This is a genomic window from Streptomyces sp. NPDC037421 (assembly GCF_055602105.1).
Map to the genome: position 1 here is coordinate 74,557 of NZ_JBVJWV010000027.1, position 24,713 is coordinate 99,269.

Here is a 24,713-nt window from a genome sequence, read left to right on the forward strand (position 1 = left end):
GGCATGTTCCCCTTCAGCCGTGCGTCCCCCTATTGTGCGCCAGCGCCGTACGCCCCTAAACGATTTCCGGGGCGAGGACCACCGGAGCGCCCGGAGGACCGTCGTCGAGCAGCGTCCGGAGCAGCTCGGCCAGTCTGGTCGGGTACACCGTCTCACGGGCCGCGAGAAGTTCCTCGGAGGTCCACCACCTGGCCCCCGTGACGCTGCGCCGCTCCAGCTCGGTGAGGCCGCCCATCTCGGTGCCGGTCTGGGCGGTACGGGCCAGGAAGTACCACTCGTCCTGCTCCCAGCGCCTGCCGTCGAAGGGGAAGGAGCAGTACCGGTGCCACAGCACCGGCCCCAGCTCCACCTCTGTGATCCCGGTCTCCTCGGCGAGTTCCCGCAGCGCGGCCTGCTCCCGGCTCTCGGTGCCCTCCAGGCCCCCGCCGGGGGTGAACCACCAGTCGTCGGCGGGATCGTCCGGCTCGAAGCCGTGCAGCAGCAGGATCCGGTCCTCGGGGTCGAGCAGGATCACCCGCGAGACCTTCCGCGGCGTCCCGGACGGCTCAGCGGCCATCGGTGCCCGCCCTCCCGCGCCCGCGTCCCAGGAGCCGCGCGAGCGGCCCGTAGGCGCCGCCCAGCACCACCAGGGCCGCGCCGGCCAGCACCGCCGTCACCTGGAGCCGCAGCGGTCCGGGAGCGGAGATCCCGCCGGGCAGGGCGGCGAAGACCTGCGGCCGGTCCAGCATCTTCACGGACGGCCACGCGAGGGCGTCGACCCGGGCCGAGACCGCCGACCGGGGCACCGTCCCCTGGCCGGCGTCCTGGAGGTGCGACCGGGAGTCCAGCGAGCCGCCGCGCCGGTCGCCCATCAGGAAGAGATTGCCCTCGGGCACCTTCACCTCGAACGGCGTCGTGCCCGCGGCGGCCGCGCCGCTGCCCTCGTGGTCCAGGTACGGCTCGTCCAGCGGCTCGCCGTTCACGGTCACCCGGCCGCCCTGGCCGCAGCAGGAGACGGTGTCGCCGCCGACCGCCACGACCCGCTTGACCATGGGCGAGTTGCTCCACACGGTGTCGGTGAAGACGACCACGTCACCGCGCCGCACCTCACCGCCGTCGATCCGCTGCGCCAGCACCCGGTCACCGGGCTGCACCGTCGGCACCATCGAGTCCGTCGGCACCGTGTACGGCTGGTACACCACGGCACCCCAGACGAAGCCGCCGAGGAAGAGCACGAAGCCGATGGCCACGGCGATCCCCGACAACGTGTTGCCGAGGCCGCCGCGGCCATCCCTGCGCGCGCGTATTGCCTGCGTTCCGCCCATTGCAGCGCCCCCATGCCTCGGAGATCGTCGACCTGGGCGGCACCCTACCGGGCGGTACGCCCCTTGGTCAGCCTCCGCCTGCGCCACATCACCAGGGGAACGGCCCCGACGAGCCCCAGCGCGGCCGGGGTGACCCCCGCCGTGCCCGGTCCGCTCGCCTGCGGCGAGTGCAGCGGCGCCGGGGGCTGGTTGCCGATGCCCGGCTGGTCGAAGGTGTCCGGGACGGGGAGCGTGGACCAGCGGGTGATGGGCCAGGCCACCACCACGGCCCGCCCGACGACGTCCTTGACCGGGACGAAGCCCTGGGTGGAGTCCTGCTGGTGGTAACGGGAGTCCTGGGAGTTCTGCCGGTGGTCGCCCATCACCCAGATCTTGCCCTTGGGCACGGTGATCGGGCCGAAGGGGAAGTCGTCGCACGCGCTGTTGCCGGGGAAGATGTACGGCTCGTCCAGCGCCTTGCCGTTGACGACGACCGGTCCGCCCTTCTTGCACTCCACGGTGTCCCCGCCGATGGCGATGGTCCGCTTGATCAGGTCCTTCTCGTCGGCGGACGGCATCAGGCCGATCTTGCTCAGGATCGTCTGCGCGATGTTGGGCTCCGGGGTGGGCTCCCCGGCCAGCCAGTTCGCGGGGTCGTGGAAGACCACGACCTCGCCGCGCTCGGGCTCCGAGCCGAACCACGGGGTCAGCTTGTCCACCAGCACCCGGTCGCCGCGCTGCAGGGTGTTCTGCATCGAGTCGGACGGGATCGAGAACGCCTGCACCAGGAAGGTCTTGATCAGCAGGGCCAGCAGCAGGGCGATACCGATGAGGAGCGGGAGCTCCTTCCAGAAGGAACGCTGCGGCTTCTCCGCCTCGGCGCCCTCCTCCTCGGTCTCGTGCCCGACGGCGTCGTCCGGCCGCTCCTCGCCCTCATCGCGTCCGGATCGTGCGCCTACCGCCACGTCCCCCACATCCACTCCTCACTCGGAAAACCGCTGCCCGTACCGGGATCAGGAACGGGCCCTCCCCTCCCCTAACGAGCGGGAGTTCCCTAAGGCGCGGGAGACCAGGGCCACACTATGCGAACGGCGTGCCCGGACGGCGCCGACGGGGCCCGCGCCGCCTACCGCCCCGTACGGGGTCCGGCACGGACAGGAAGGTCGCCGGCTGGTCGAGTCCGCGCCAGTGGTCGTAGGGCCAGGCGATCACCACAGCCTGCCCGACCACGCCCTTCACGTCGATGGTGCCCTCGAAGGCCTCGTCGAGGTGGTAACGGGAATCGGCCGAATTGGCGCGGTGGTCGCCCATCACGAAGATCCGCCCCGCCGGTACGCGCACCTCGAATCGGATTTCGGAAGGGGCGTTGCCGGGTGACACGTAAGGCTCATCGAGCGGCGCTCCGTTGACGGTCACCCGGCCCCGGGCGTCGCAGCACTTCACGGTGTCCCCGCCGACGCCGATGACCCGCTTGATCAGGTCCTGCTCGTCCGCCGAGGGCAGCAGGCCGATGAAGGTCAGGGCCTGCTTGATCTGCTTGAGGCCCGCCGGGTCCGGTTCGGACCTCGCGGCCTCGCCCTTGAGCCAGCCGCCCGGATCCTTGAACACGACGACGTCGCCCCGCTGGACCTTCGAGCCGAACCACGGGGTCAGCTTGTCGACCAGCACCCGGTCCCCGATCCGGATCGTCTGCTCCATGGAGCCGGACGGGATGAAGAAGGCCTGCACCAGGAAGGTCTTGAGCACCAGGGCTATGCACAGCGCGACCGCCACCAGCAGCGGCAGCTCGCCCACGCGGCGGGTACGCCTGCGCCGGCGGACCTTGCGCGCCAGCCGTCGCCGCTCGGCCCGCCCTCCGGGCTCCACGGGCTCCACGCCCTCGCCACCCCCGGCGTCCCCGGTCGGCGGTTCCGGCGCGACGGCTCCGGCGGGCTCCCGCGCGGGCCGGGGCCCCGGCTCCGGGCTCCGCCGGGGCCGTTCCGGTTCGCTCCCCCGCGCCGGCTCCGGGCGGCCCGCACCCCGCGGGCGCCCGCGGCTACCCATGGGGGCCGTCCCCGGTGCCCGCCCCGGGCACCGAACCCCAGCGCGACACCGGCCAGCCGATCCAGTCGGCCCGCCCGATCACCTTCTCCACCGGCACCATCCCCCCGCCAGGCTCCCCCAGGTGGTCCCGGGAGTCCCGGGACTGGGAGCGGTGGTCGCCCATGACCCACAGGGTCCCCAGCGGAACGACGATCCGGAAGGGCACCTTCGAGGCCGAGTCCCCGGCGTACAGGTAGGGCTCCTCCACCGGGACCCCGTTGACCTGGATCCGGCCGCCCTGGTCGCAGCACACCACGTCGTCCCCGCCGACGCCCACGACCCGCTTCACGAAGTCGGTGTCGGAGGGCTCCGCGAGCCCGAGCGCCGAGAACGCGCCGTGCACGGCGTCACCCACCGGGTTGCCGCCGGCGGACTCGAGCACGAAGGACCCGGTGCCGTCGAAGACCACCACGTCGCCCCGCCGGGGCTGGGCGCCGAAACGGTACGCCAGCTTGTTGACCAGGACGCGGTCCCCCACCTGCAGGGTCGGCTCCATGGAACGGCTCGGGATCTGGAAGGGCTGGACGACGAAGTTGGCCAGCACCAGCAGGAAGACGGCGCAGAGCACGCCGACCAGTCCGGCCCGCCGCCAGGAGCCGGACAGCCAGGACCCGGAAAAAGCAGAACGCGGCCGCCCCTCCCCCTGTTCGGGGGAGGAGTGGCCGCGCTGTGTGAGCTCTGCTTCGGTGTCCATCGGGTGCGAGCCTATCCGCCCGCCCCCGGGACCCGGAGAGGAGATCAGCGGTCGCGCTTCTCCTTGATCTTCGCGGCCTTGCCGCGGAGCTCACGGAGGAAGTACAGCTTGGCGCGACGCACGTCACCGCGGGTGACGAGCTCGATCTTCTCGAAGATCGGGGAGTGGACCGGGAAGGTGCGCTCCACGCCGACGCTGAAGGAGACCTTGCGAACGGTGAAGGTCTCGGAGACGCCAGAGCCCTGGCGACGGATGACAACGCCCTTGAACTGCTGGATACGGGAGCGGTTGCCCTCGATCACGCGGACGTGCACGTTGATCGTGTCACCCGGGCGGAAGGCCGGGACGTCCGTGCGCAGGGAGGCGGCGTTGACGCCATCGAGCAGGTGAGACATGTTGTTCGTCTGCTTTCTTCGCACGACGCCACAGGTCGCCGGTGCGGGTTTCCGTAGAGAATTCGGGAGCCGTGCCACTCCCCGTACGGCGATCCCCCTGTGGCAGGAGCGTACGGAAGCACACAGCAGCCGCCTATTCTTCCACGGCCTGCGGCCTGCGCCAAAATCGGCCGTCTCCGGACGGCTTCCAGCCCAGGATGCTGAGGATCTCGCGGTCCTTCTTGTCGAAGGCGGAGGCCTCGCAGCGCTCGATCAGGTCCGGGCGGTTCTGCGCGGTGCGGCGGAAGGCCTCGTCGCGGCGCCAGCGGGCGATCTTGCCGTGGTGGCCGCTGAGCAGCACCTCGGGGATGCCGCGGCCGCGCCACTGCGGGGGCTTGGTGTAGACGGGGCCTTCGAGCAGGTTGGCCATCTCGCCGGGGGCGAAGGAGTCGTCGCGGTGCGATTCGGCGTTGCCGAGCACCCCGGGCAGCAGCCGGGCCACGGCCTCGGTGACGACCAGCACGGCCGCCTCCCCGCCCGCGAGGACGTAGTCGCCGATGGAGACCTCGTAGACCGGCATCCGCGTCGCGTACTCGTCCATGACGCGGCGGTCGATGCCCTCGTACCGGGCCGGGGTGAAGATCAGCCAGGGCCGCCCGGAGAGCTCGACGGCCAGTTCCTGGGTGAAGGGCCGGCCGCTGGGCGTGGGCACGACCATGACCGGGCCGTGCGCGCCGGACTCGTAGCCGTCGGCCAGCGCCGAGTCCAGGGCCTCGCCCCAGGGGTCGGTCTTCATGACCATGCCGGGGCCGCCGCCGTACGGGGTGTCGTCGACGGTGTTGTGCCGGTCGTACGTCCACTCCCGCAGGTCGTGCACGTGTACGTCGAGCTGCCCGCGCGCCCGCGCCTTGCCGACGAGGGAGACGTTCAGCGGCTCCAGGTACTCGGGGAAGATCGTGACGACGTCGAGCCGCATCAGGCGTCGTCCCCGGACTTCTCGGCCTCCGGGGAAGCCTCGGCGTCACGCGTGGAGGCGATCTCGGCGCGGTCGTCGATCAGCCCGGGCGGCGGGGTGATGACGCAGCGCTGCTCCTCCAGGTCGATCTCGGCGACGATCTCCTCGACGAAGGGGATCATGACCTCGGTGCCGTCCGGGCGCTCGACGATGAAGAGGTCCTGCGAGGGCAGGTGCGAGATCTCGGTGATCCGGCCGATCTCGGTGCCGTCCTCGAGCACGACGTCCAGGTCCATGAGCTGGTGGTCGTAGTACTCGTCCTCCTCCTCGGGCAGCTCCGCCGGATCGACGTCCGCGATCAGGAGGGTGTTGCGCAGCCCTTCGGCGGCGGTGCGGTCCTTGACGCCCTCGAAGCGGAGCAGGAGCCGGCCGCTGTGCACCCGGCCCGTCTCGATGGTCAGCGGACCCGCCGACGCCGGTTCGGTCCGCAGCACGGCGCCGGGCGAGAGCCGCAGCTCCGGCTCGTCGGTCCGCACCTCGACGGTGACCTCACCCTTGATCCCGTGGGCGCGGCCGACCCGCGCGACTACCAGCTCCACCTTGTATCTCCTGTTCGGACGACAACGGGCCGGGGCGGGCACATTTGCCCTCCCCGGCCCGTGCCGGTGTTCAACTGCTCAGCGGACCTGGTCCACGTCGACGAGGTCGACGCGGATCCCCCGGCCGCCGATGGCGCCCACGACGGTGCGCAGGGCACGAGCGGTGCGGCCGTTGCGGCCGATCACCTTGCCGAGGTCGTCGGGGTGCACCCGGACCTCCAGCACCTGCCCGCGGCGCAGGTTGCGCGAGGCGACCTGCACGTCGTCGGGGTTGTCCACAATGCCCTTCACGAGGTGCTCAAGAGCCTCCTCGAGCATGCTCAGGCCTCGGTCGACTCGGCGGCGGCCTCAGCCTCGTCCGCCTTCTTGTCGGCCTTCTTCTTCTGGGTGATGGCCTCGCCCTTGCCCTCGCCGATGCCCTCGAGGGCCTTGGCGAACTCGTCGAAGGAACGACGCTTGTCTTCCTTCGTCGCCGGCTGCAGCAGCGGCGCCGGGGCCGGGAGGCCCTTGTGCGCCTGCCAGTCACCGGTGAGCTTCAGGATGGCGAGAACGGCCTCGGTGGGCTGGGCGCCCACGGACAGCCAGTACTGCGCGCGCTCGGCGTTGACCTCGATGCGCGAGGGGTTGTACGTCGGCTGGTAGATGCCGATCTCCTCGATCGCGCGACCGTCCCGGCGGGTGCGGGCGTCGGCGACGACGATGCGGTAGTGCGGGGAGCGGATCTTACCGAGGCGCTTGAGCTTGATCTTGACTGCCACTGGAGTGGTGTCTCCTGAACTTGACGTGGTTGGGCACTTTGAGATGCCACGTGGGGTTGCGGTACTCGGATGCCCGATGGACGCGTCAGCCGGAGGAGAGAGGGGTCCTATGCGACTGTCGAGTACAGCTGCCCATTGTGCCACACGCCTGCGGCCCTTCCGAGCGGCAGGGATGACCCCGACCGCCCGGCGGAGGCCGCACACCACGCCCCTGCGCGGTCACGGTCAGGAGGCGGCCGCGGTGGCGACCTCGGGGATCCGGAAGGGCTTCATGCAGCCGCCGCAGACGATCGGCGCCTGCGCCAGCACGGAGGGGACCACCCGGACGTTGCGCCCGCAGTCGCAGACCGCCTTGACCCGTACGCCGCCGCCCGAGGAGCCGTGCCGGGCGGCCGGACCGCGGAAGCTGCGCTTGGTGTCGGCCGCGGTGGCCGCCGTATGCGCCTTGAGGGCGCGCTGGAGCCGCTCGATGGTGGGGCGGTAGCGCTTCTTGGCCTCGGGATTGAGGGTGACCAGGGAGAACCCGCTGCTGGCGTGCGGCTCCTCGGAGTGGTCCAGCCCCATCTCCTCGGCGATCGCGAGGAATCTGCGGTTGTGGTAGCGGCCGGCGCGCGAGGTGTCACGCACTCCGCGGGCGGCGGCGATGCCGTGGACTGCCTCGTGCAGCAGTCGCTCGAAGGAGAGCTCGGCGCCACAGGCGGACGAGGACTCTCCGATCAGGGACTCGGGCGCGGCAAGGTCAGGCAGCTCGGGGTGGTACCGCTGAATGTCGGCCCACGCCTGCGCCAGCTCTGCGGCGAGAACAGGTGGTGTCGTGCTCACGTCGTGACAACGAGCCGGGGTGCCCCGGTGTTCCGATTCCGGGCCATTCCAAATTTTTTGCACGTACCAGTCAGTTCACTCTGATGCGTCCTGACGAGGACGGGTGCGCATATCCCAGGAGGAGTCGGTACGTAACGAGGGCTATCGACGCCGACGCCCCCGGCGCGCGGCCGAAGCCGCACGCCAGGGGCGCCATGGGGAAATCAGTAGGAGCGCGCGACGATCGCGAGCGTACCGGGGGCGTCGTCGGCCACCGGGACCGACCCGTCCTCGGCCACCAGGCAGCGCACCGAGACGGCCTGCTCGCCCAGCTTGGCCTCGCCCTCGGGGCCCAGGTCGGCCCACGGGATGCGCGCCCAGCCGCCCGCGATGGCGGCCTCGGCGGCCTCCGCGATGGTGGCGACGTCGCTCGTACGGGCCTCGCGGCGCTCGCGGGACTCGCGCAGCAGCTGCGCCTGGTCCTCGTCGAGGACCTTGGGCAGCAGGTCGGCGAGGGCGTCGATCTGCACCGGGGTCTTCCCGCCCGGGATGCGGCGGGCCAGCATCGCGGTGCCGGCCTCCAGGTCGCGGGGGCCGATCTCGATGCGGACCGGTACGCCCTTGAGCTCCCAGTCGACGGCGCGGCGGCCGAAGGGGGTGTCGACGCGGTCGTCGACGTGGACGCGGATGCCCGCGGCCTTGAGCCGGTCGCCCAGCTCGCGCACCTTCGCCACGGCCTCGTCGCCCTTGATCGCCATCACGACGACCTGGACGTTGGCCAGGCGCGGCGGCACCCGCAGGCCGTTGTCGTCGCCGTGGGACATGATCAGACCGCCGACCATGCGGGTCGAGACGCCCCACGAGGTCTGCCAGACCAGCTCCTGCTGGCCCTCCTTCGACAGGTACTGGGTGTTGAAGGCCTTGGCGAAGTTGGTGCCGAGCTCGTGGCTCGTGCCCATCTGCAGGGCCTTGCCGTCGCCCATCATGCCCTCGAGGGTGAGGGTGTTGATGGCGCCGGCGAAGCGCTCCTTGGCGGTCTTGCGGCCGAGCACGACGTCGATGCCGAGCACGTTCGTCATGAAGTCGCCGTAGACGTCGCGGTGGATGCGGGCCGCGTAGTCGCGGGCGTCCTCGTACGTGGCGTGGGCGGTGTGGCCCTCCTGCCAGAGGAACTCGCTCGTACGGAGGAACACGCGGGGGCGCATCTCCCAGCGGACCACGTTGGCCCACTGGTTGATCAGCAGCGGCAGGTCCCGGTAGCTCTGGACCCACTTGGAGAAGTAGTCGTTGATGATCGTCTCGGAGGTGGGCCGGACGACGACCGGCTCCTCCAGCTCCTTGCCGCCGCCGTGGGTGACGACCGCGAGCTCGGGGGCGAAGCCCTCGACGTGCTCGGCTTCCTTCGTCAGGTACGACTGCGGGATGAACAGCGGGAAGTACGCGTTCTGGGCGCCGGCGTCCTTGATGCGGGCGTCCATCTCCTGCTGCATCCGCTCCCACAGGCCGTAGCCGTACGGGCGGATGACCATGGTGCCGCGGACCGGACCGTTGTCGGCCAGCTCGGCCTTGTTGATCAGATCCTGGTACCAGCGGGGGAAATCCTCCGCCTGCGGGGTGAGAACGGGTGCCTTTGCCATGGCGCGAATGGTACGGCGCCGGGCGGGTCGAGCGTGAATCGGGTGGCGCGCTCCTCTGGACGCGGGGGCGAATGGGGAGTTCCCTGGCAACGGGGGCAAGGGGGCGACACGGAATCAGGAGCGCTCTTTCGATGACACCGACGCCGACGGCGACGCTCGTCGCCCGGGACTGGGCGGAGATCCAGGAACGGATGCTGGTACCGCTGTACGAAGCGGTCTACGACCGGCTGGAGATCGGGCCGGGTGACCGGCTGCTGGGCCTCGACTGCGGGGCCGGGCTGGCCCTGCTGCTGGCCGGCGGGCGGGGTGCCGCCGCCACCGGCGTGGAGGCGGATCCGGCCCGCCGGGCGCTGGCCCGGGAACGGCTGCTGGAGGTGGTGGCGGCTCCCCCGGTGCCCGCCGCGCGGCCCTACGACGTGCTGCTCGCCTTCGCGCCCTCCCCGGGCGCCCTGGCGGCGGCCCTGCCGGCGGTCCGGCGGGGCGGGGCGGTGGTGCTGGCCGGCTGGGGTCCGCCGGAGCGCTGCACGGTGCCGACGGTGCTGGGCGGCGGCCCGGCGGCCCTGGACCTGGACGCGCTGGCGGCGCGGGCGGGGCTGGTGCCCGACGGGTCGGGGCGGGTGTTCTGCCCGTTCGGGTACGCGGACGTGGACAGCGCGGTACGGGGCCTGCTGTCGACGGGGCTGTACGGCGGTGCGGCGGACCCCGCCCAGGCGGAGAAGGAGCTGTCGGAGGCCCTTCACCCGTACGAGCGGGCCGACGGAGCCGTCTGGCTGCCGAACATCTTCCGGTACGTCGTCGCCCGGGTGGCGTAACGGGAGGGCGGGCTATTTGGCGAGCCGGGGGATGCCGGCCGCCGCGTACGCCGCCTGCTCGTCCAGGGTCTCGGCCTCCAGGAGGGCCTCGGCGAGGGCGTCGAGCTTCGGCCGGTGCTCGCGCAGCAGGCGGCAGGCCTCCTCGTAGCACTCGTCCACGATCCGCCGCATCTCGTGGTCCACCGTGTCGAGCGTGGTGGGGGCGGCGGCTAGGCCGTACGGGCCCTGCCCGTCGGAGGGGACGGCGGTGAGCTTGCCGACGCGCTCGCTCATGCCCCAGCGGGCGACCATCCCGCGGACGATGTTGGTGACCTGTTCGAGGTCGTTCTCGGCGCCGGTGGTGATCACGTCGTAGACGGTCTGCTCGGCCGCCATGCCGCCGAGCGCGCCGATGATGCGGCCCCGGAGGTACTGCTCCGTGTACGCGTACCGGTCCGCGTCGGGGGTGGAGAGGGTGACGCCGAGCGCCCGGCCGCGGGGCACGATGGTGATCTTGCGTACGGGGTCGGCGCCCGGCTGGAGCATGCCCAGCAGGGCGTGGCCGCTCTCGTGGTAGGCGGTGCGGCGGCGCTCCTCCAGCGGCATCACCAGGGGGCGTTCCGCGCCGAGCTGGACCTTCTCCAGGGCGTCGGAGAGGTCCGCCTGGGTGACCTGGCGCTGCTTGCGCTTGACGGCGAGCAGCGCGGCCTCGTTGGCCAGGTTGGCGAGTTCGGCCCCGGTCATGCCGGGGGTGGTACGGGCCACCTGGGCGAGGTCGACGCCGGCGGCGAGCGGGATGTCGCGGGTGTGGATGCGCAGGATGGCCTCGCGGCCGTCCCGGTCGGGCGGGGCGACCACGACCGTGCGGTCGAAGCGGCCGGGGCGGGTCAGGGCGGGGTCGAGGACGTCCGCCCGGTTGGTGGCGGCGAGGACGACGACGCCCTCGGAGCCGGAGAAGCCGTCCATCTCGGTGAGGATCTGGTTGAGGGTCTGCTCGCGCTCGTCGTGGCCGCCCATGGCCGCGCCGCCGCCGCGCACCCTGCCGATGGTGTCGATCTCGTCGATGAACACGATCGCGGGGGCCACCTTGCGCGCCTCGGCGAAGAGCTCCCTGACCCTGGAGGCGCCGACGCCGACGATCATCTCGATGAACTCGGAGGCGGACGCGGAGAAGAACGGCACCCCGGCCTCGCCCGCGACGGCCCGCGCGAGGAGGGTCTTGCCGGTGCCGGGCGGACCGGCGAGGAGGACGCCGCCGGGCATCCGGGCGCCCATGTCGCGGTACTGCTGGGGGTTCTTGAGGAAGTCGACGACGTCGTTGAGCTCGCCCTCGACCTCGTCGATGCCGGCGACGTCGTCGAAGGTGGTGCGCGGGGCGCCCGCCTCCAGTTCCACGGGTTTGGGCGGACCCTTGCGGCCGAGGGCCCCCATCCCGCCCATGGCCGAGCCCATCCGGCGGGCGATGAGCAGCCACAGGCCGACGAGGAGCAGCATCGGGGCGAGGGAGATCAGCAGGTTGGCCAGGAAGCTGCGCTGTTCGACCACCGGGGAGGCGGTGACGGTCACGCCCTTGGCGGCAAGGCTGGACCACAGCTGGTCGTCGGCGAAGGCGGGGCGCTGGGTGACGAACTTGGTGTAGTCGCCCTTGCCGCCGGGGACGGGCTGCTTGCTCTTGAGCTGGCCCTGGATGGCGTCGCCCTTGGAGTAGATCTTGGAGACGTTTCCGTCGGCGACCTGCTTGCTGAACTCCGTGTAGGAGATCGTCGGCTCGTCGCCCTCGTTGAAGAAGGACAGCACGAGGTTGGTGAGCAGGAAGACGATCAGGGCGGCGAGGACCAGTCCGCGCCAGCCCCCGCCGGGCAGCTTCCGTTTGGCGGGCGGGGCGGGCGGGGCGCCCTCCGAGCGCCAGGGGGTGTCGGCCCGGTCGCGCGGCGGTACGGGGGTGGGGCTGGGCACGTGGGCGCCTCCTTATGCCGTCATGCCGTCATGCCGTCATGCCGTCCTCCCGGCCGACCATAAGCGACAAATCGGCCCACTGCCGCCGCAGACGCGGAAGGGCCCCGGCCGCATGACGCGCCCGGGGCCCTTCCACATCCGCTTTCCGACCTGCTACTTCATGAACTTCTTGAACTCGTCCGGCAGGTCGAAGTCCTGACCCGGCTGGCCGCCGCCGGCGGGGAGCCCGAACGGGTTGCCGCCCGCGGCCGGAGCTCCGGGCTGCGCGCCCTGCTCGCGGCGGGCCGCGGCCGCGGCCTCCTCTTCCTTGCGCTTCATCGGGTTGCCGCTCTTGCGCTTGCCCTTGGCCTGCTTGATCTGCTTCTTCTGCCGGCCGGGGCCGCCGCCCATGCCCGGGATGCCGGGCATGCCGGGCATGCCACCGCCCTGGGCCATGCGGGACATCATCTTGCGGGCCTCGAAGAAGCGCTCCACGAGCGACTTCACGGCGCTGACCTCGACACCGGAACCCTTGGCGATACGGGCGCGGCGCGAGCCGTTGATGATGTGCGGGTCCTGGCGCTCGGCCGGGGTCATCGACTTGATGATCGCGGCGGTGCGGTCCACGTCGCGCTCGTCGATGTTGTTGATCTGGTCCTTGATCTGGCCCATGCCCGGCAGCATGCCGAGGAGCTTGGAGATGGAGCCCATCTTGCGGACCTGCTCCATCTGGGCCAGGAAGTCGTCGAGCGTGAACTCCTTCGGCCCCTTCGCCAGCTTGGCCGCCATCTTCTCGGCCTCGGCCTGGCTGAAGGTCTTCTCGGCCTGCTCGATGAGGGTGAGCATGTCACCCATGTCGAGGATCCGGCCCGCCATGCGGTCGGGGTGGAAGGCGTCGAAGTCGTCGAGCTTCTCGCCGTTCGAGGCGAACATGATCTGCTTGCCGGTGACGTGCGCGATGGAGAGCGCGGCACCACCGCGGGCGTCGCCGTCGAGCTTGGACAGCACCACGCCGTCGAAGCCGACGCCGTCGCGGAAGGCCTCGGCGGTGTTGACCGCGTCCTGGCCGATCATGGCGTCGACGACGAAGAGGATCTCGTCGGGGCTGACGGCGTCGCGGATGTCCGCGGCCTGCTGCATCAGCTCCTGGTCGATGCCGAGGCGGCCGGCGGTGTCGACGATGACGATGTCGTGCTGCTTGGTCCGGGCGTACTCGACGGAGTCCTTGGCCACCTGGACCGGGTCGCCGACGCCGTTGCCGGGCTGGGGCGCGTAGACCGCGACGCCGGCGCGGTCGGCGACGACGCTGAGCTGGTTGACGGCGTTGGGGCGCTGGAGGTCGCAGGCGACGAGGAGCGGGGCGTGGCCCTGCCCCTTCAGCCAGAAGCCGAGCTTTCCGGCGAGGGTGGTCTTACCGGCACCCTGGAGACCGGCCAGCATGATCACGGTGGGCGCGGTCTTCGCGAAACGCAGCCGCCGGGTCTCGCCGCCGAGGATGGAGACCAGCTCGTCGTTGACGATCTTCAGGACCTGCTGGCCGGGGTTCAGCGCCTTGCTGACCTCCTCGCCGCGGGCCCTTTCCTTGACGTTCGCGATGAAGGAGCGGACGACGGGGAGGGCGACGTCGGCCTCGAGGAGGGCGATACGGATTTCCCGCGCCGCAGCGTCGATGTCCTGCTCGGAGAGGCGGCCTTTGCCCCGGAGGGACTTGAAGGTCGCGCTGAGGCGGTCGGAAAGCGTATCGAACACGGTGGTCGCGATTCCTCGGGTCGGGGGCGTGACGGTCGTCCCCCAGGGTATCCGGCCCCGCCACCCCCCGTGGGCGGGGCCGGGGAGAGCTACGAAAGGGCCGACTGGATCCGGGTGGCCAGAGCGGCGGCGGCCTCGGGCGGCAGGGGTTTGCCGTCCGGGTCCACCACGTAGACCGTGTCCACCGCGTTCGCGCCCAGCGTGGACACGTGCGCGCTGCGGACGCGGACGCCCGCAGACTCCAGGGCGCGCCCGATCCGGTGCAGCAGCCCCACCGCGTCGGGGGCCCGCACCTCCAGGACGGTGGCCAGGGAGGAGACCTCCGGGACCACGGTGACCCGGGGCGGCGGCGGGACCACGCCCCGCCGCCGCGGGTACGCCGCCTCGCGGCCGGCCAGCTTCGCCGGGACGTCCAGGGTGCCGTCCAGCGCCCGCACCAGATCGGTGCGCAGCCGGGCGGCCTGCGGCAGGGCCCCGTACTCCGCCGCCACCCGCCAGCGCAGCACCAGCACCTCGCCCGGCAGCTCCGCCAGCTCCAGGAAGCGCAGGTCGGCGGCCCGTACGGTCAGCCGGTGCAGGGCCAGCACCCCGGACACGGCCGGGAGCACCCCGGGCTGGTCCGGGACGGCGACGACCAGCTCCACCCCGACGGCGTCGTCCTCCTCCTGGCGCGCGTGCAGCGCGAGCACCGGCTCGCCCGTGCGCAGCGCCTCGACCGACAGGCGTTCCTGTTCGGTGGTCGGGATCTCCGGCTCGGTGGCGGCGGGCGGGGTGCCGCGGAGCACCGCGGCGGCCCGGGCCACCAGGTCGGCGACCAGGGAGCCCCGCCAGGTGCTCCAGGCGGCCGGGCCGGTCGCCAGGGCGTCGGCCTCGGTCAGGGCGTGCAGGATCTCCAGGGTGGAGGGGGAGCCGACGGCGTCCGCGACGGCCCGTACGGTCGCCGGGTCGTCGAGGTCCCGGCGGGTGGCGGTGTCCACGAGCAGCAGGTGATGGCGTACGAGCGTGCCCAGCACGGCGGTGTCCTCGGCGTCGAAGCCCACCCGCGCGGCCATGTCGCGGGCGATGGTCTCGCCGACGACGGAGTGGTCGCCGGGCCAGCCCTTGCCGATGTCGTGCAGCAGGGCGGCCATCAGCAGCAGGTCGGGGCGGCCCACCCGGCGGGTCAGCGCCGAGGCCCGTACGGCCGTCTCGATCAGGTGCCGGTCCACCGTCCAGGTGTGCACCGGGTTGTGCTGGGGGCGGCAGCGCACCCGCTCCCAGTCGGGCAGCAGCCTGCTGATCAGGCCCTCGGCCTCCAGCGCCTCCCACACCCCCACCATCGGCTCGCCCGCGCCCAGCAGGGTCAGCAGCTGCTCCCGTGCCTCCGCCGGCCACGGCACGGGCAGCGGCCGGGCCTGCGCGGCGAGGCGGCGTACGGCGTGCAGCGAGACGGGCAGGCCCGCCTGCGCGGCGGCGGCGCCGAAGCGCAGGGGCAGTACGGGGTCCCGGTCGGGCCGGGCGGCGAGCGCGAGCACCGCCTCCCCGTCGGACTCCACCACCCCCTCGGCCAGCGGCGCCCGCTCGGGGGCGGCCGTGCCCCGGGTCCCGAGCAGTCCGCGCAGCCTCGGCCGGGCGGCCCGGGCGCGCAGCACCCGCCCGACCTCCCGCCAGGTGACGTCGCCGGCGTACGCGACCACCCGCGCGGCCTCGTACACCTCGCGCAGCAGCGCGTCGGCGTCGAGCAGCCCCAGCCGGGCGGCGACCTGGGGCTGCTCCTGGAGGGAGAGCCGGTCGGTGGCCCGGCCGGTGACCAGGTGCAGCGCGTCGCGCGCGTCCAGCAGCCGCCGCCGGGCCTCGGCGAGCCCCTCGCGCGGGGCGTCGGCGAGCCAGGACGCGGCGACGGCCCGCAGGACGGTGGCGTCGCGGAGCCCGCCGCGAGCCTCCTTGAGGTCGGGTTCCAGCAGGAAGCGCAGCTCCCCGGCCCGCTCGGCCCGCTCCCGGCACAGGGCGTGCAGCTCCGGGAGGCGTTTCGCGGCCTGGTTTCGCCAGTCGGCGAGCACCGAGGTGCGCAGCCCGGCGAGCAGTCCGGCGTCGCCGGAGACGAGCCGCGCGTCGAGCAGTCCGAGGTGGGCCTTGAGGTCCTCGGCGGCGGTCTTGCGGGCCTCGGCGGGGGTGCGCACGGAGTGGTCCAGGGCCAGGCCGAGGTCCCACACGGGGTACCAGAGGCGGTCGGCGAGCGCCTTCAGGTCGGCGGGCCGGGCCTTGCCGTCGTGGAGCAGCAGCAGGTCGAGGTCGCTGCGCGGGGAGAGGTCGGCGCGGCCGTAGCCGCCGACGGCGACGAGGGCGGCGCCCCGTACGCCGGTCTCCCGCGCCGCCCGCGCGAACTGTGCGTTCAGCCATTGGTCGGTCAGCCCGGACAGGGCGGAACGCCGGGAAGGCCCGGACCGCGACTCCTCCTGGAGGAGTCGCAGCCGGGCCTCGGCGTAGCCGCCGGGTCCGGAGCCGGCCGGGTCGTCCTGCGTGGTCTGTTCGACGCTCGTCACCCGGGGCTCCCGTCTTCTAGAGCGCGTCGGCGCCGCGCTCGCCGGTGCGGACCCGGACGACCGAGTCCACGGGGACGCTCCACACCTTGCCGTCGCCGATCTTCTCGGTCCGGGCGGCGCTGACGATGACGGAGATGAGCTCTTCGGCCTCCTCGTCCTCGACGAGCACCTCGATGCGGATCTTCGGTACGAGGTCCACGGTGTACTCGGCGCCGCGGTAGACCTCGGTGTGGCCGCGCTGGCGTCCGTATCCGCTGGCCTCGGAGACGGTGAGGCCCTGGACCCCGAAGGCGTGGAGGGCTTCCTTGATCTCGTCCAGCTTGTAGGGCTTGACGATGGCGGTGATCAGCTTCATGCGTCGACCTTCTTGCTCGCGGCGGCGGGGGCGGGTGCGGTGGTGGTCCGTGCGGAGATCCCGCCGCCGGCGCCGCTGAAGTCGTAGGCGGTCTCGGCGTGCTCGACCTGGTCGATGCCGGACACCTCCACGTCCTCCGCGACCCGCATGCCGATGGTCTTGTCGAGGAGGAAGGCCATGATCGCGGATACGACGAGGGAGTAGGCGAGGACGGCGAAGACACCCACGGCCTGCTTGCCGAGCTGTTCCAGGCCGCCGCCGTAGAAGAGGCCCTTGGCCTCGGACTGGACGCCGCCGGTGGCGAAGAAGCCGACGAGCAGGGAGCCGGCGATGCCGCCGACCAGGTGGACGCCGACCACGTCGAGGGAGTCGTCGTAGCCGAACTTGTACTTCAGGCCGACGGCCATGGCGCACAGCACACCGGCGATGGCACCGACGGCGATCGCGCCGAGCGGGCTGACGGAGCCGCCGGCGGGGGTGATGGCGACGAGGCCGGCGACGGCGCCGGAGGCGGCTCCGAGGGTGGTGAAGGAGCCGTGGCGCAGCTTCTCGTAGCCGAGCCAGGCGAGCATGGCGGCGGCGGTGGCGACCTGGGTGTTGACGAACATGACGGCGCCGATGCCGTCGTCGTTGCCGAGCCAGGAGCCGGCGTTGAAGCCGAACCAGCCGAACCACAGCAGGCCCGCGCCGAGCATGACCAGGGGAAGGCTGTGCGGGCGCATCGGGTCCTTCTTGAAGCCGACGCGCTTGCCGATCACCAGGATGACGCCGAGGGCGGCGGCGCCCGCGTTGATGTGGACGGCGGTGCCGCCGGCGAAGTCGATGACGCCGAGCTCGAAGAGCCAGCCGCCGGCGCCCCACACCCAGTGGGCGACGGGGAAGTAGACGACGGTGACCCACAGGGCGGTGAAGAGCACCCAGGCGCTGAACTTGACGCGGTCGGCGAGGGCGCCGCTGATCAGGGCGGGGGTGATGACGGCGAACATCAGCTGGAAGACGGCGAAGACGTAGACGGGGATGGTGTAGCCGTCCCACAGCTCGGTGAGGCCGATGCCGCTGAGGCCGACGTAGTCGGAGTTCCAGCCGATCAGCGAGCCCGAGTCGGTGCCGAAGGCGAGGCTGAAGCCGTAGAGGACCCAGAGGATCGTGACGATCCCGAGGCTGATGAAGCTCATCATCAGCATGTTGAGGCTGCTCTTGACGCGGACCATGCCTCCGTAGAAGAAGGCGAGTCCCGGGGTCATCAGCATGACCAGGGCGGAGCAGATGAGCATGAACCCGGTGTTCGCGGCAGACAGGGTCGGGGCGTCTGCTGCGAGGGTCGTGATGGCTGATGCCATCGGCGTCTCCTCGTCGTCGGTACGTTCGCGTGCGGGCGATCGTGGGAAACCTGAGCGGCGGCGTAAGGTCTGGCCGGTTATTGGCCCTGAGATTCGCGCAGGACGGTTTCCGGCGGCGCCGCTGGGTGTTTCGCGCCGATGACGAAGAGGTCGTGCGTGTTACGCCTCCATGAACCGGTGAGGTACGGGTCCGGTCCGGGTCATGTGAGGGTCAGGCCGGGGTCGGGCGCACGTCAGGCGCGCGACCGGGCCGCGGGGCGGCTCAGACGGCCTCGGCGGCCTCGGGCAGCCGGGAGGCGAGGAGGTCGGTCAGCCGGACCACCTCGGCCACGTCCCCGTATTCACGGGCGGCGGTGTCGACGGTCTTGCGGAGCCGGGTGTTCACCCGTTCGGACCGTACCTTTCTCGCCACGTCGAGGGCCTGGTCCACGAGGACGGTGGCCTGTTCCGGCTCGCGCTGGAGCAGGTGGACGGTGGCCATGCCGATGAGGTTCAGGGCGTACGAGCGCTGGTGTTCCTCGTCCTTGGCGAAGAGTTCCACGGCCCGTTCCATCACCGGTTCGGCGAGGGAGGCGTAGGTGGGGCTGCGCCCGGCGACGTAGGCCAGGTCGCGGTAGGAGTGCGAGTTCTCGCCGTTGAGCTCGGCCTCGGAGAAGAAGCGGATCCAGTCGGGCTCGGGCTCGGAGTCGAAGCCGACGTCGCAGAAGGTGTCCTCGGCCATCCGCACGGCCCGCTTGCAGCGGCTGGGCTGGCCCATGTTGGCGTAGGCCCGGGCCTCCATCGCGTACAGCATGGCCTGGGTGCGCGGTCCGGCGCAGTCGCGGCTGCCGTACTGGGCGAGGTGGATGAGCTCCAGGGCGTCCTCGGGGCGGCCCAGGTGGATCATCTGGCGGCTCATGCCGGACAGGATGTACGAGCCCAGCGGCTTGTCACCGGCCTCCTTCGCGGCGTGCAGCGCGAGGACGAAGTACTTCTGCGCGGTGGGGTGCAGGCCGATGTCGTAGCTCATCCAGCCGGCGAGTTCGGCGAGTTCGGCGGCGACCTTGAACAGCCGCTTCATGACCGGGGCCGGGTGGCTCTCCTGGAGCAGGTCGGTGACCTCGTGGAGCTGGCCGACGACGGCCTTGCGGCGCAGGCCGCCGCCGCACTGGGCGTCCCACTGGCGGAACATCACGGTGGTGGCTTCGAGGAGGTCGAGCTCCGGCTCGGACAGCCGGGGCGGCCGGTGTCCGCCGAGCGCGCCCGACGGCCCGGTCTCGGGGCGCGGTCCAAGGTCGGCGGCCGGGGACGGGACGAGCCAGCGCTGCATGGGCTCGATGAGGGCGGGGCCGGCGGAGAGGGCGAGCGAGGTCCCGAGGAAGCCCCGGCGGGCGAGCATCAGGTCGCTGCGGGAGAACTCGCTGAGCAGTTCAACGGTCTGCGGGCCCGCCCAGGGCAGGTCGACGCCGGAGACGGAGGGGGTCTGGTGGGCGGTGCGCAGGCCGAGCTGTTCGATGGCGACGACGGAGCCGAAGCGTTCGGAGAAGAGCTCCGAGAGGATGCGCGGGACGGGTTCGCGGGGCTGTTCGCCGTCGAGCCAGCGGCGCACGCGGGAGGTGTCGGTGCTGATGTGGTGGGCGCCCATCTGGCGCGCGCGGCGGTTGACCTGGCGGGCGAGTTCGCCCTTGGACCAGCCGCTGCGGACGAACCACGAGGTCAGCTGTTCGTTCCGGACAGCGGAGTCGCCGCTCGTTCCGCTTGCGCCGTTGCCGCTCACTGGAACGCCCCCATCCGCATCGCCTCTTCACACGGAACCCTGGCCGGGGCGGCCGACTCCGCCTGGGACCTTCACAGGTCCTCCACCGATTGCCTCCGGCATACCCACGGTTGGGGTCCGCCGTCCGGGTTCGTGCACCGAAAGTAATCCTACGATCACCCCGTCGGCGAGGTCGATTCCAGAAACGCCACCATTCGCCACCCCTTCGAATGAACTCGCCACCGGCCAGGCGCGATTCACTTGACACCAAGGCGAAACGGCAGTGGTTGGACGGGAGTGCGCTCGGGGCGCGCGCGGCGAGGAGTGCGCCGGGCGGCTCCGGTGGACGGCGAGCTCCGACCGGCCTCCGACAGGTCTCGCCGACGTCGTAACCACCGGCGCGTCCGACCCGTTGGAGGGGGCATGGGCATGGGCTTCACGATCGGCGGCAGCCGCAGCACCAAGGAGTTCCGTTCCGGCGTCCGGCGCCGCGGACGGACCTCGGAGTGCACGACGGTGGCGGAGTACACCGGGCTCTGGGGCTGGGACGCGGTCCCCGGGGCCCGTGCCGCGGGTCCGGGCCGCGACTGCTCCTGCGGTCATACGAACTGCGGTGCGCCGGGGGCGCACCCGCTGGACTTCGCTCCGACCGTCCCGGGAGGCGCCACCCTGGACGAGGTCTCCGAGATCTGGGGCGAGTACCCGGGCGCGGCGGTCCTGCTCCCGGTCGGCCGCTCCTTCGACGTCATCGAGGTCTCCGCCGAGGCCGGGCGGCGCGCCCTGGTCCGGCTGGAGCGGATGGGCCTGCCGCTGGGGCCCGTGACGGCCACCCCGGACGGCCGGGCGCAGTTCTTCGTCGCCCCGGGGGCCGCCGCCGAGCTGCCGGAGCTGCTGTACCGGATGGGCTGGGACGACGCCGATCTGGACCTGCGCGCCCTGGGCCGCGGCGCCTTCCTGACCGCCCCGCCCTGCGACCACGCGGGCCTGGGCCCGGCCTCCTGGCTGCGCGGGCCCGCGCTGGACAGTGCGGGCGGCCCCCCGCAGGCCCGGCTGCTGCTCGGCACCCTGGCCTACACCTGTCACCGCTTCCGCCGCTGACGGCCCCCGCCCACGGCAGTGCCCCCGGGTCCTGGACGGACACGGGGGCACTGGTCTGCGTAGATCCTTCGGTGAGGTCCCGGTGGCTCAGTCGCCGATGAGGGCGTCCACGAACGCCTCCGGCTCGAAGGGGGCCAGGTCGTCCGGGCCCTCGCCGAGGCCGACGAGCTTGACCGGGACGCCCAGCTCGCGCTGGACGGCGACGACGATGCCGCCCTTGGCGGTGCCGTCGAGCTTGGTGAGCACGATGCCGGTGATGTCCACGACCTCGGCGAAGACGCGCGCCTGGGTCAGGCCGTTCTGGCCGGTGGTGGCGTCCAGGACCAGCAGCACCTCGTCCAGCGGGCCGTGCTTCTCCACGACGCGCTTGACCTTGCCGAGCTCGTCCATGAGGCCGGTCTTGGTGTGCAGCCGGCCGGCGGTGTCGATGAGCACCACGTCGGCGCCCTCGGCGATGCCCTCCTTGACCGCGTCGTAGGCGATGGAGGCCGGGTCGCCGCCCTCGGGGCCGCGGACGGTACGGGCGCCCACGCGCTCGCCCCAGGTCTGGAGCTGGTCGGCGGCGGCGGCGCGGAAGGTGTCGGCTGCGCCGAGCACCACGCTGCGGCCGTCGGCGACGAGCACCCGGGCGAGCTTGCCGGTGGTGGTGGTCTTGCCGGTGCCGTTGACGCCGACGACCATCACGACGCCCGGGGTGTCGGTGCCGCTCTCGGTCTTCACGGCGCGGTCGAAGTCGGTGCCGACCAGGGTCAGCAGCTCCTCCTTCAGCAGGGTGCGCAGCTCGGCGGGGGTGCGGGTGCCGAGCACCTTGACCCGCTCGCGGAGGCGCTCCACCAGTTCCTGGGTCGGCGCGACACCGACGTCGGCGATGAGGAGGGTCTCCTCGATCTCCTCCCAGGTGTCCTCGTCGAGGTGCTCGCGCGAGAGCAGCGTGAGCAGCCCCTTGCCGAGCGAGTTCTGCGAACGGGCGAGCCGCGCGCGGAGCCGGACCAGGCGGCCGGCGGTGGGCTCGGGCACCTCGATCTCGGGCGCGGCCGGGGCCTCCGGCTCGGCGACGGGCGCTTCGACGGCCTCGGGGGCCGCGGCCTCCGCCTCGGGGAGCACGACCTCCTCGATGGTCCGGCGCGGCTCTTCGACCGTCGGTGCGGAGTCCTCCCCCACCTGCGGTTCGGCGGGCGGGGCAGTGATGGTCGGCGTGCTCGGCGGCGCCGTGGGGGGCAGCTGCTTCTTCTTGCGGCTGCTGACCACGAGCCCGCTGATCGCGCCGACCGCGACCAGGGCGATGACTACGGCAAGGATGAGGATTTCCATAACCCTCCCAGTATCCGCCACGGCGGCCCCGGAGCCCGGACCTCGGCGCCCGTACCGGGCCCTAAGCCCCTATTTGTGCAATTCAGCGCAAATCTACGATGATGGACGACTTCCCGTCCTCGCACGCCCCACGGAGCAACCGCATGCCCGCCGAGCCCGCCACCGGCGCAATACCGGCCGAGACCGCAGCCCAGGCCACCGGCAAGACCGCCGCCGAGACCCGCGGGCTGGAGCCCGTACCGGACGCCGAGCGCACCGGCCGGGTCCGCGAACTGGTCCCGACCTGGGTCGCCGCGAACATCAGCGTGCTGCTGCTCACCATGGGCGCGGGGCTGGTGATCTTCAACAAGCTCAACATCTGGCAGGTGCTGGTCGTCGCGCTCGCCGCGCCCGTCGTCTCGTACGGGATCGTCGGCCTGATCTCCATCGCGGGCAAGCGCGGCGGCGCACCGGGCATGGCGCTCTCGCGGGCCGTCTTCGGCCAGCGCGGCAACCTCTTCCCCGGCGCCCTGATCTGGGTGGCGCGCTGGGGCTGGGAGACCATCAACGCGGTCAGCGGCGCCTACGCCGTGCTGACCGTCCTGGACCTGCTCTTCGGCGTGAAGAGCAACACCGCGCTCATCGTCGTCACCCTGCTCTTCTTCGTGGGCTGCACCTTCGTGGTCTCGGGGCTGGGCATCAACGCGCTGCGCGTCTGCTCGAAGTGGTCGACGTACCTCTTCGGCGGCTTCAGCGTGCTCGTCCTCGGCTACCTGCTCTTCACCACCGACTGGTCGGCCGTGTTCGCCAAGCCGGCCGGCTCCACGGCGATGATGGTCGCGGGCATCGGCACCATCGCGGCCGGCGGCATCAGCTGGGTGCCGTCCGGGCCGGACTTCACCCGCTACCTGCCGCGCACCGCCTCCGCCAAGGGGATGGTCGGCGCGACGATCGGCGGCGCGGGCGTGGTGGTCCTGCCGATGGTGCTGATGGGCGCGGTGATGGCGGTCGGCACGCCGGACCTGGCGAGCGCGCAGGACCCGGTCTCCTTCATCGGCGAGCTGCTGCCGACCTGGATCGCGGTGCCCTACCTGCTGATCGCCCTGATCGGGATGCTGCTGATCAACTCGATGTCGATGTACTCGGCCGGCTTCACCGCGCAGACCCTGGGCATCAAGGTGCCGCGCGCCTGGGCGGTCAGCGTCAACGCCGTCATCAGCCTGGTCTTCGGATTCCTGCTGATGGTGGTCGCGACCAGCTTCTTCGGCTCGTTCATCTCCTTCCTGACCCTGCTGGCCGTGGCCTTCTCCGCGTGGATCGGCGTCTTCGGCGTGGACATGCTGCGCCGCCCCGCCTACGACGGCGCCGCGCTGCTGGACACCACGCCGGCCGGCGCCTACTGGTACCGGGGCGGTTTCGCCTGGCAGGCGATGACGGCCTGGGGCGCGGCCCTGGTGGCGGGGCTGCTGTTCACCAAGGTGGACTGGTTCAGCGGGCCGCTCGCCTCCACCTGGATCGGCGAGAACGGTCTCGGCTGGGTGACCGGCATCCTGGTCTCCGCCGCGCTGTACGCCGTACTCCCGCGCACCCCCGCACCGGCGGCCCCGGAGTCCGCCCGGGAGCCGGAGGCCGCAGGAGCCCTGTCCAACTGACGCTGCGTCAGCTAACGTCCCCCCTCGCCCGCCCGTCCGCATCCGGCGAAGGGGGACTTCCCATGCCCATCACCGTGGCCCGGTTCAACCTGATCGACCCCGACGGCACCCCCGAGACGCTGGCCGCCCGCTACCAGGCGGCGGTGGAGATGGCCCGGTACGCCGACGAGCACGGGATCGACACGATCCAGACCGAGGAGCACCACGGCACCGACAACAACTGGCTGCCCTCCCCCTTCGCCTTCGCCGGCGCCGTCCTCGGCGCCACCCGGCGGATCGCGGTCACCGTCTCGGCGATCATCGGTCCGCTGCACGACCCGCTGAAGGTGGCCGAGGACATCGCCGTACTGGACCTCATCGGCGGCGGGCGGCTGGTGACCGTGGCGGGCATCGGCTACCGGCCCGAGGAGTACGAGCAGCACGGGGTGGAGTGGGGGCGGCGCGGCAGGCTCCAGGACGAGCTGCTGGAGACCCTGCTGAAGGCCTGGACCGGCGAACCCTTCGAGTTCCGCGGCCGCACCGTGAAGGTGACCCCGGTGCCCTTCACCCGGCCGCACCCGATGCTGCTGGTGGGCGGGAGTTCGAAGGCGGCGGCGCGGCGGGCGGCCCGGCTGGGGCTGCCGTTCTTCCCGAGCGCGCACCTGCCGGAGCTGGAGGCGTACTACGCGGAGCGGCTCGCGGAGTACGGCACCGAGGGCTTCTGCATGATGCCGGCCCGGGAAACCCCGCTGCTGCACGTCGCGGAGGACCCGGACCGGGCGTGGGCGCTCTACGGGAAGCACTTCCTGCACGAGGCCGGCACGTACGCCTCGTGGCAGTCCAAGGACATCCGTTCGGCGGTGCGGTCCGGGGCGCGCACGGTCGAGGAGCTGCGGGCCGAGGGGGTCTACCGGATCCTCGACCCGGAGGAGGCGGTGGCGTACGCGCGCGGAGCCAGTGAGGCGGGGAACCTCGTGCTGCACCCGCTGTGCGGCGGGATGCCGCTGGACGAGGGCCGGCGCAGCCTCCGGCTGCTGTGCGAAAAGGTGCTGCCCCGGCTCAGGGACTGAGCCGGGGCAGCACC

The 24,713-nt window shown here is 72.1% G+C and carries 22 protein-coding genes and 1 pseudogene; 4 read left to right on the forward strand and 19 right to left on the reverse strand.

Annotated elements, in window-relative coordinates:
• Window positions 1–55 precede the first annotated feature (55 nt).
• The 12 genes and pseudogenes from ACZ7IF_RS29820 to proS all read right to left on the reverse strand — a co-directional run bounded on the left by ACZ7IF_RS29820 (window position 56) and on the right by proS (window position 9,183).
• Entirely contained in the window at window positions 56–556 is a 501-nt protein-coding gene (locus ACZ7IF_RS29820; protein WP_470977666.1) for an NUDIX hydrolase, read from the reverse strand.
• On the reverse strand, window positions 546–1,304 hold the full coding sequence (lepB, locus tag ACZ7IF_RS29825) for a signal peptidase I (RefSeq protein ID WP_470977669.1): 759 nt from the start codon (window positions 1,302–1,304) through the stop codon (window positions 546–548). The genes ACZ7IF_RS29820 and lepB (ACZ7IF_RS29825) overlap by 11 nt, the downstream gene beginning before the upstream one ends.
• 44 nt (window positions 1,305–1,348) lie before the next feature.
• Window positions 1,349–2,248 (reverse strand): signal peptidase I, encoded by a 900-nt coding sequence (lepB, locus tag ACZ7IF_RS29830; protein ID WP_470977672.1) that lies wholly within the window; start codon window positions 2,246–2,248, stop codon window positions 1,349–1,351.
• Window positions 2,220–3,326: pseudogene (gene lepB, locus ACZ7IF_RS29835) on the reverse strand (signal peptidase I); the annotation flags it as partial. The pseudogene lepB (ACZ7IF_RS29835) and the gene lepB (ACZ7IF_RS29830), both read right to left, overlap by 29 nt.
• On the reverse strand, window positions 3,319–4,059 hold the full coding sequence (gene lepB, locus ACZ7IF_RS29840; RefSeq protein ID WP_470977674.1) for a signal peptidase I: 741 nt from the start codon (window positions 4,057–4,059) through the stop codon (window positions 3,319–3,321). The pseudogene lepB (ACZ7IF_RS29835) and the gene lepB (ACZ7IF_RS29840), both read right to left, overlap by 8 nt.
• A 44-nt stretch (window positions 4,060–4,103) precedes the next feature.
• Window positions 4,104–4,454 carry a 50S ribosomal protein L19 gene (gene rplS, locus ACZ7IF_RS29845; RefSeq protein WP_030227407.1) on the reverse strand — a complete coding sequence of 117 codons (351 nt, stop codon included), beginning with the start codon at window positions 4,452–4,454 and terminating at the stop codon, window positions 4,104–4,106.
• A gap of 133 nt (window positions 4,455–4,587) precedes the next feature.
• Window positions 4,588–5,409, reverse strand: coding sequence for a tRNA (guanosine(37)-N1)-methyltransferase TrmD (gene trmD, locus ACZ7IF_RS29850; protein WP_470977677.1), 822 nt, complete (start codon window positions 5,407–5,409; stop codon window positions 4,588–4,590).
• Window positions 5,409–5,987: a ribosome maturation factor RimM gene (gene rimM / locus ACZ7IF_RS29855; RefSeq protein WP_470977680.1), complete on the reverse strand. Its 579-nt coding sequence runs from the start codon at window positions 5,985–5,987 to the stop codon at window positions 5,409–5,411. Before rimM ends, trmD begins: the two co-directional genes overlap by 1 nt.
• A 78-nt stretch (window positions 5,988–6,065) precedes the next feature.
• Window positions 6,066–6,305, reverse strand: coding sequence for an RNA-binding protein (locus tag ACZ7IF_RS29860; protein WP_007266827.1), 240 nt, complete (start codon window positions 6,303–6,305; stop codon window positions 6,066–6,068).
• Between the two features lie 2 nt (window positions 6,306–6,307).
• A complete protein-coding gene (gene rpsP, locus ACZ7IF_RS29865) occupies window positions 6,308–6,745 on the reverse strand; it encodes a 30S ribosomal protein S16 (RefSeq protein ID WP_125817063.1) in 438 nt (145 codons plus the stop codon).
• A gap of 225 nt (window positions 6,746–6,970) precedes the next feature.
• Window positions 6,971–7,567 (reverse strand): hypothetical protein, encoded by a 597-nt coding sequence (locus tag ACZ7IF_RS29870; protein WP_125594841.1) that lies wholly within the window; start codon window positions 7,565–7,567, stop codon window positions 6,971–6,973.
• A 203-nt stretch (window positions 7,568–7,770) separates the two neighbouring features.
• Window positions 7,771–9,183 (reverse strand): proline--tRNA ligase, encoded by a 1,413-nt coding sequence (gene proS, locus ACZ7IF_RS29875; protein ID WP_470977684.1) that lies wholly within the window; start codon window positions 9,181–9,183, stop codon window positions 7,771–7,773.
• Between the two features lie 131 nt (window positions 9,184–9,314).
• Between proS and ACZ7IF_RS29880 the strand changes: the two genes are divergently transcribed.
• On the forward strand, window positions 9,315–9,995 hold the full coding sequence (locus ACZ7IF_RS29880) for a methyltransferase type 11 (protein WP_470977687.1): 681 nt from the start codon (window positions 9,315–9,317) through the stop codon (window positions 9,993–9,995).
• A 12-nt stretch (window positions 9,996–10,007) separates the two neighbouring features.
• On the opposite strand, the gene ftsH is transcribed toward ACZ7IF_RS29880, so the two are convergent.
• The 6 genes from ftsH to nsdA all read right to left on the reverse strand — a co-directional run bounded on the left by ftsH (window position 10,008) and on the right by nsdA (window position 19,631).
• The gene (ftsH, locus tag ACZ7IF_RS29885; protein ID WP_470977690.1) at window positions 10,008–11,930 is read right to left on the reverse strand and encodes an ATP-dependent zinc metalloprotease FtsH; all 1,923 of its coding nucleotides are present in this window, start codon (window positions 11,928–11,930) and stop codon (window positions 10,008–10,010) included.
• A 153-nt stretch (window positions 11,931–12,083) separates the two neighbouring features.
• The gene (gene ffh / locus ACZ7IF_RS29890; protein WP_470977693.1) at window positions 12,084–13,658 is read right to left on the reverse strand and encodes a signal recognition particle protein; all 1,575 of its coding nucleotides are present in this window, start codon (window positions 13,656–13,658) and stop codon (window positions 12,084–12,086) included.
• Window positions 13,659–13,747: 89 nt separating this feature from the next.
• Window positions 13,748–16,180: a [protein-PII] uridylyltransferase gene (locus tag ACZ7IF_RS29895; protein ID WP_470977695.1), complete on the reverse strand. Its 2,433-nt coding sequence runs from the start codon at window positions 16,178–16,180 to the stop codon at window positions 13,748–13,750.
• Window positions 16,181–16,196: 16 nt separating this feature from the next.
• Window positions 16,197–16,535 carry a P-II family nitrogen regulator gene (locus tag ACZ7IF_RS29900; RefSeq protein ID WP_361610247.1) on the reverse strand — a complete coding sequence of 113 codons (339 nt, stop codon included), beginning with the start codon at window positions 16,533–16,535 and terminating at the stop codon, window positions 16,197–16,199.
• Entirely contained in the window at window positions 16,532–17,875 is a 1,344-nt protein-coding gene (locus ACZ7IF_RS29905; protein ID WP_470977697.1) for an ammonium transporter, read from the reverse strand. The genes ACZ7IF_RS29900 and ACZ7IF_RS29905 overlap by 4 nt, the downstream gene beginning before the upstream one ends.
• A 262-nt stretch (window positions 17,876–18,137) precedes the next feature.
• Window positions 18,138–19,631, reverse strand: coding sequence for a transcriptional repressor NsdA (nsdA, locus tag ACZ7IF_RS29910; protein ID WP_470977700.1), 1,494 nt, complete (start codon window positions 19,629–19,631; stop codon window positions 18,138–18,140).
• A gap of 408 nt (window positions 19,632–20,039) precedes the next feature.
• On the opposite strand from nsdA, the gene ACZ7IF_RS29915 reads away from it, so the two are divergent.
• Window positions 20,040–20,708 carry a bifunctional DNA primase/polymerase gene (locus ACZ7IF_RS29915; protein ID WP_470977703.1) on the forward strand — a complete coding sequence of 223 codons (669 nt, stop codon included), beginning with the start codon at window positions 20,040–20,042 and terminating at the stop codon, window positions 20,706–20,708.
• Window positions 20,709–20,795: 87 nt separating this feature from the next.
• On the opposite strand, the gene ftsY is transcribed toward ACZ7IF_RS29915, so the two are convergent.
• Window positions 20,796–22,019: a signal recognition particle-docking protein FtsY gene (gene ftsY / locus ACZ7IF_RS29920; RefSeq protein WP_470977706.1), complete on the reverse strand. Its 1,224-nt coding sequence runs from the start codon at window positions 22,017–22,019 to the stop codon at window positions 20,796–20,798.
• A 143-nt stretch (window positions 22,020–22,162) separates the two neighbouring features.
• On the opposite strand from ftsY, the gene ACZ7IF_RS29925 reads away from it, so the two are divergent.
• Window positions 22,163–23,650, forward strand: coding sequence for a cytosine permease (locus ACZ7IF_RS29925; protein ID WP_470977709.1), 1,488 nt, complete (start codon window positions 22,163–22,165; stop codon window positions 23,648–23,650).
• A 62-nt stretch (window positions 23,651–23,712) separates the two neighbouring features.
• Complete coding sequence (locus ACZ7IF_RS29930) at window positions 23,713–24,699, forward strand: LLM class flavin-dependent oxidoreductase (RefSeq protein ID WP_470977711.1); 987 nt, start codon at window positions 23,713–23,715, stop codon at window positions 24,697–24,699.
• Window positions 24,700–24,713: the final 14 nt, after the last annotated feature.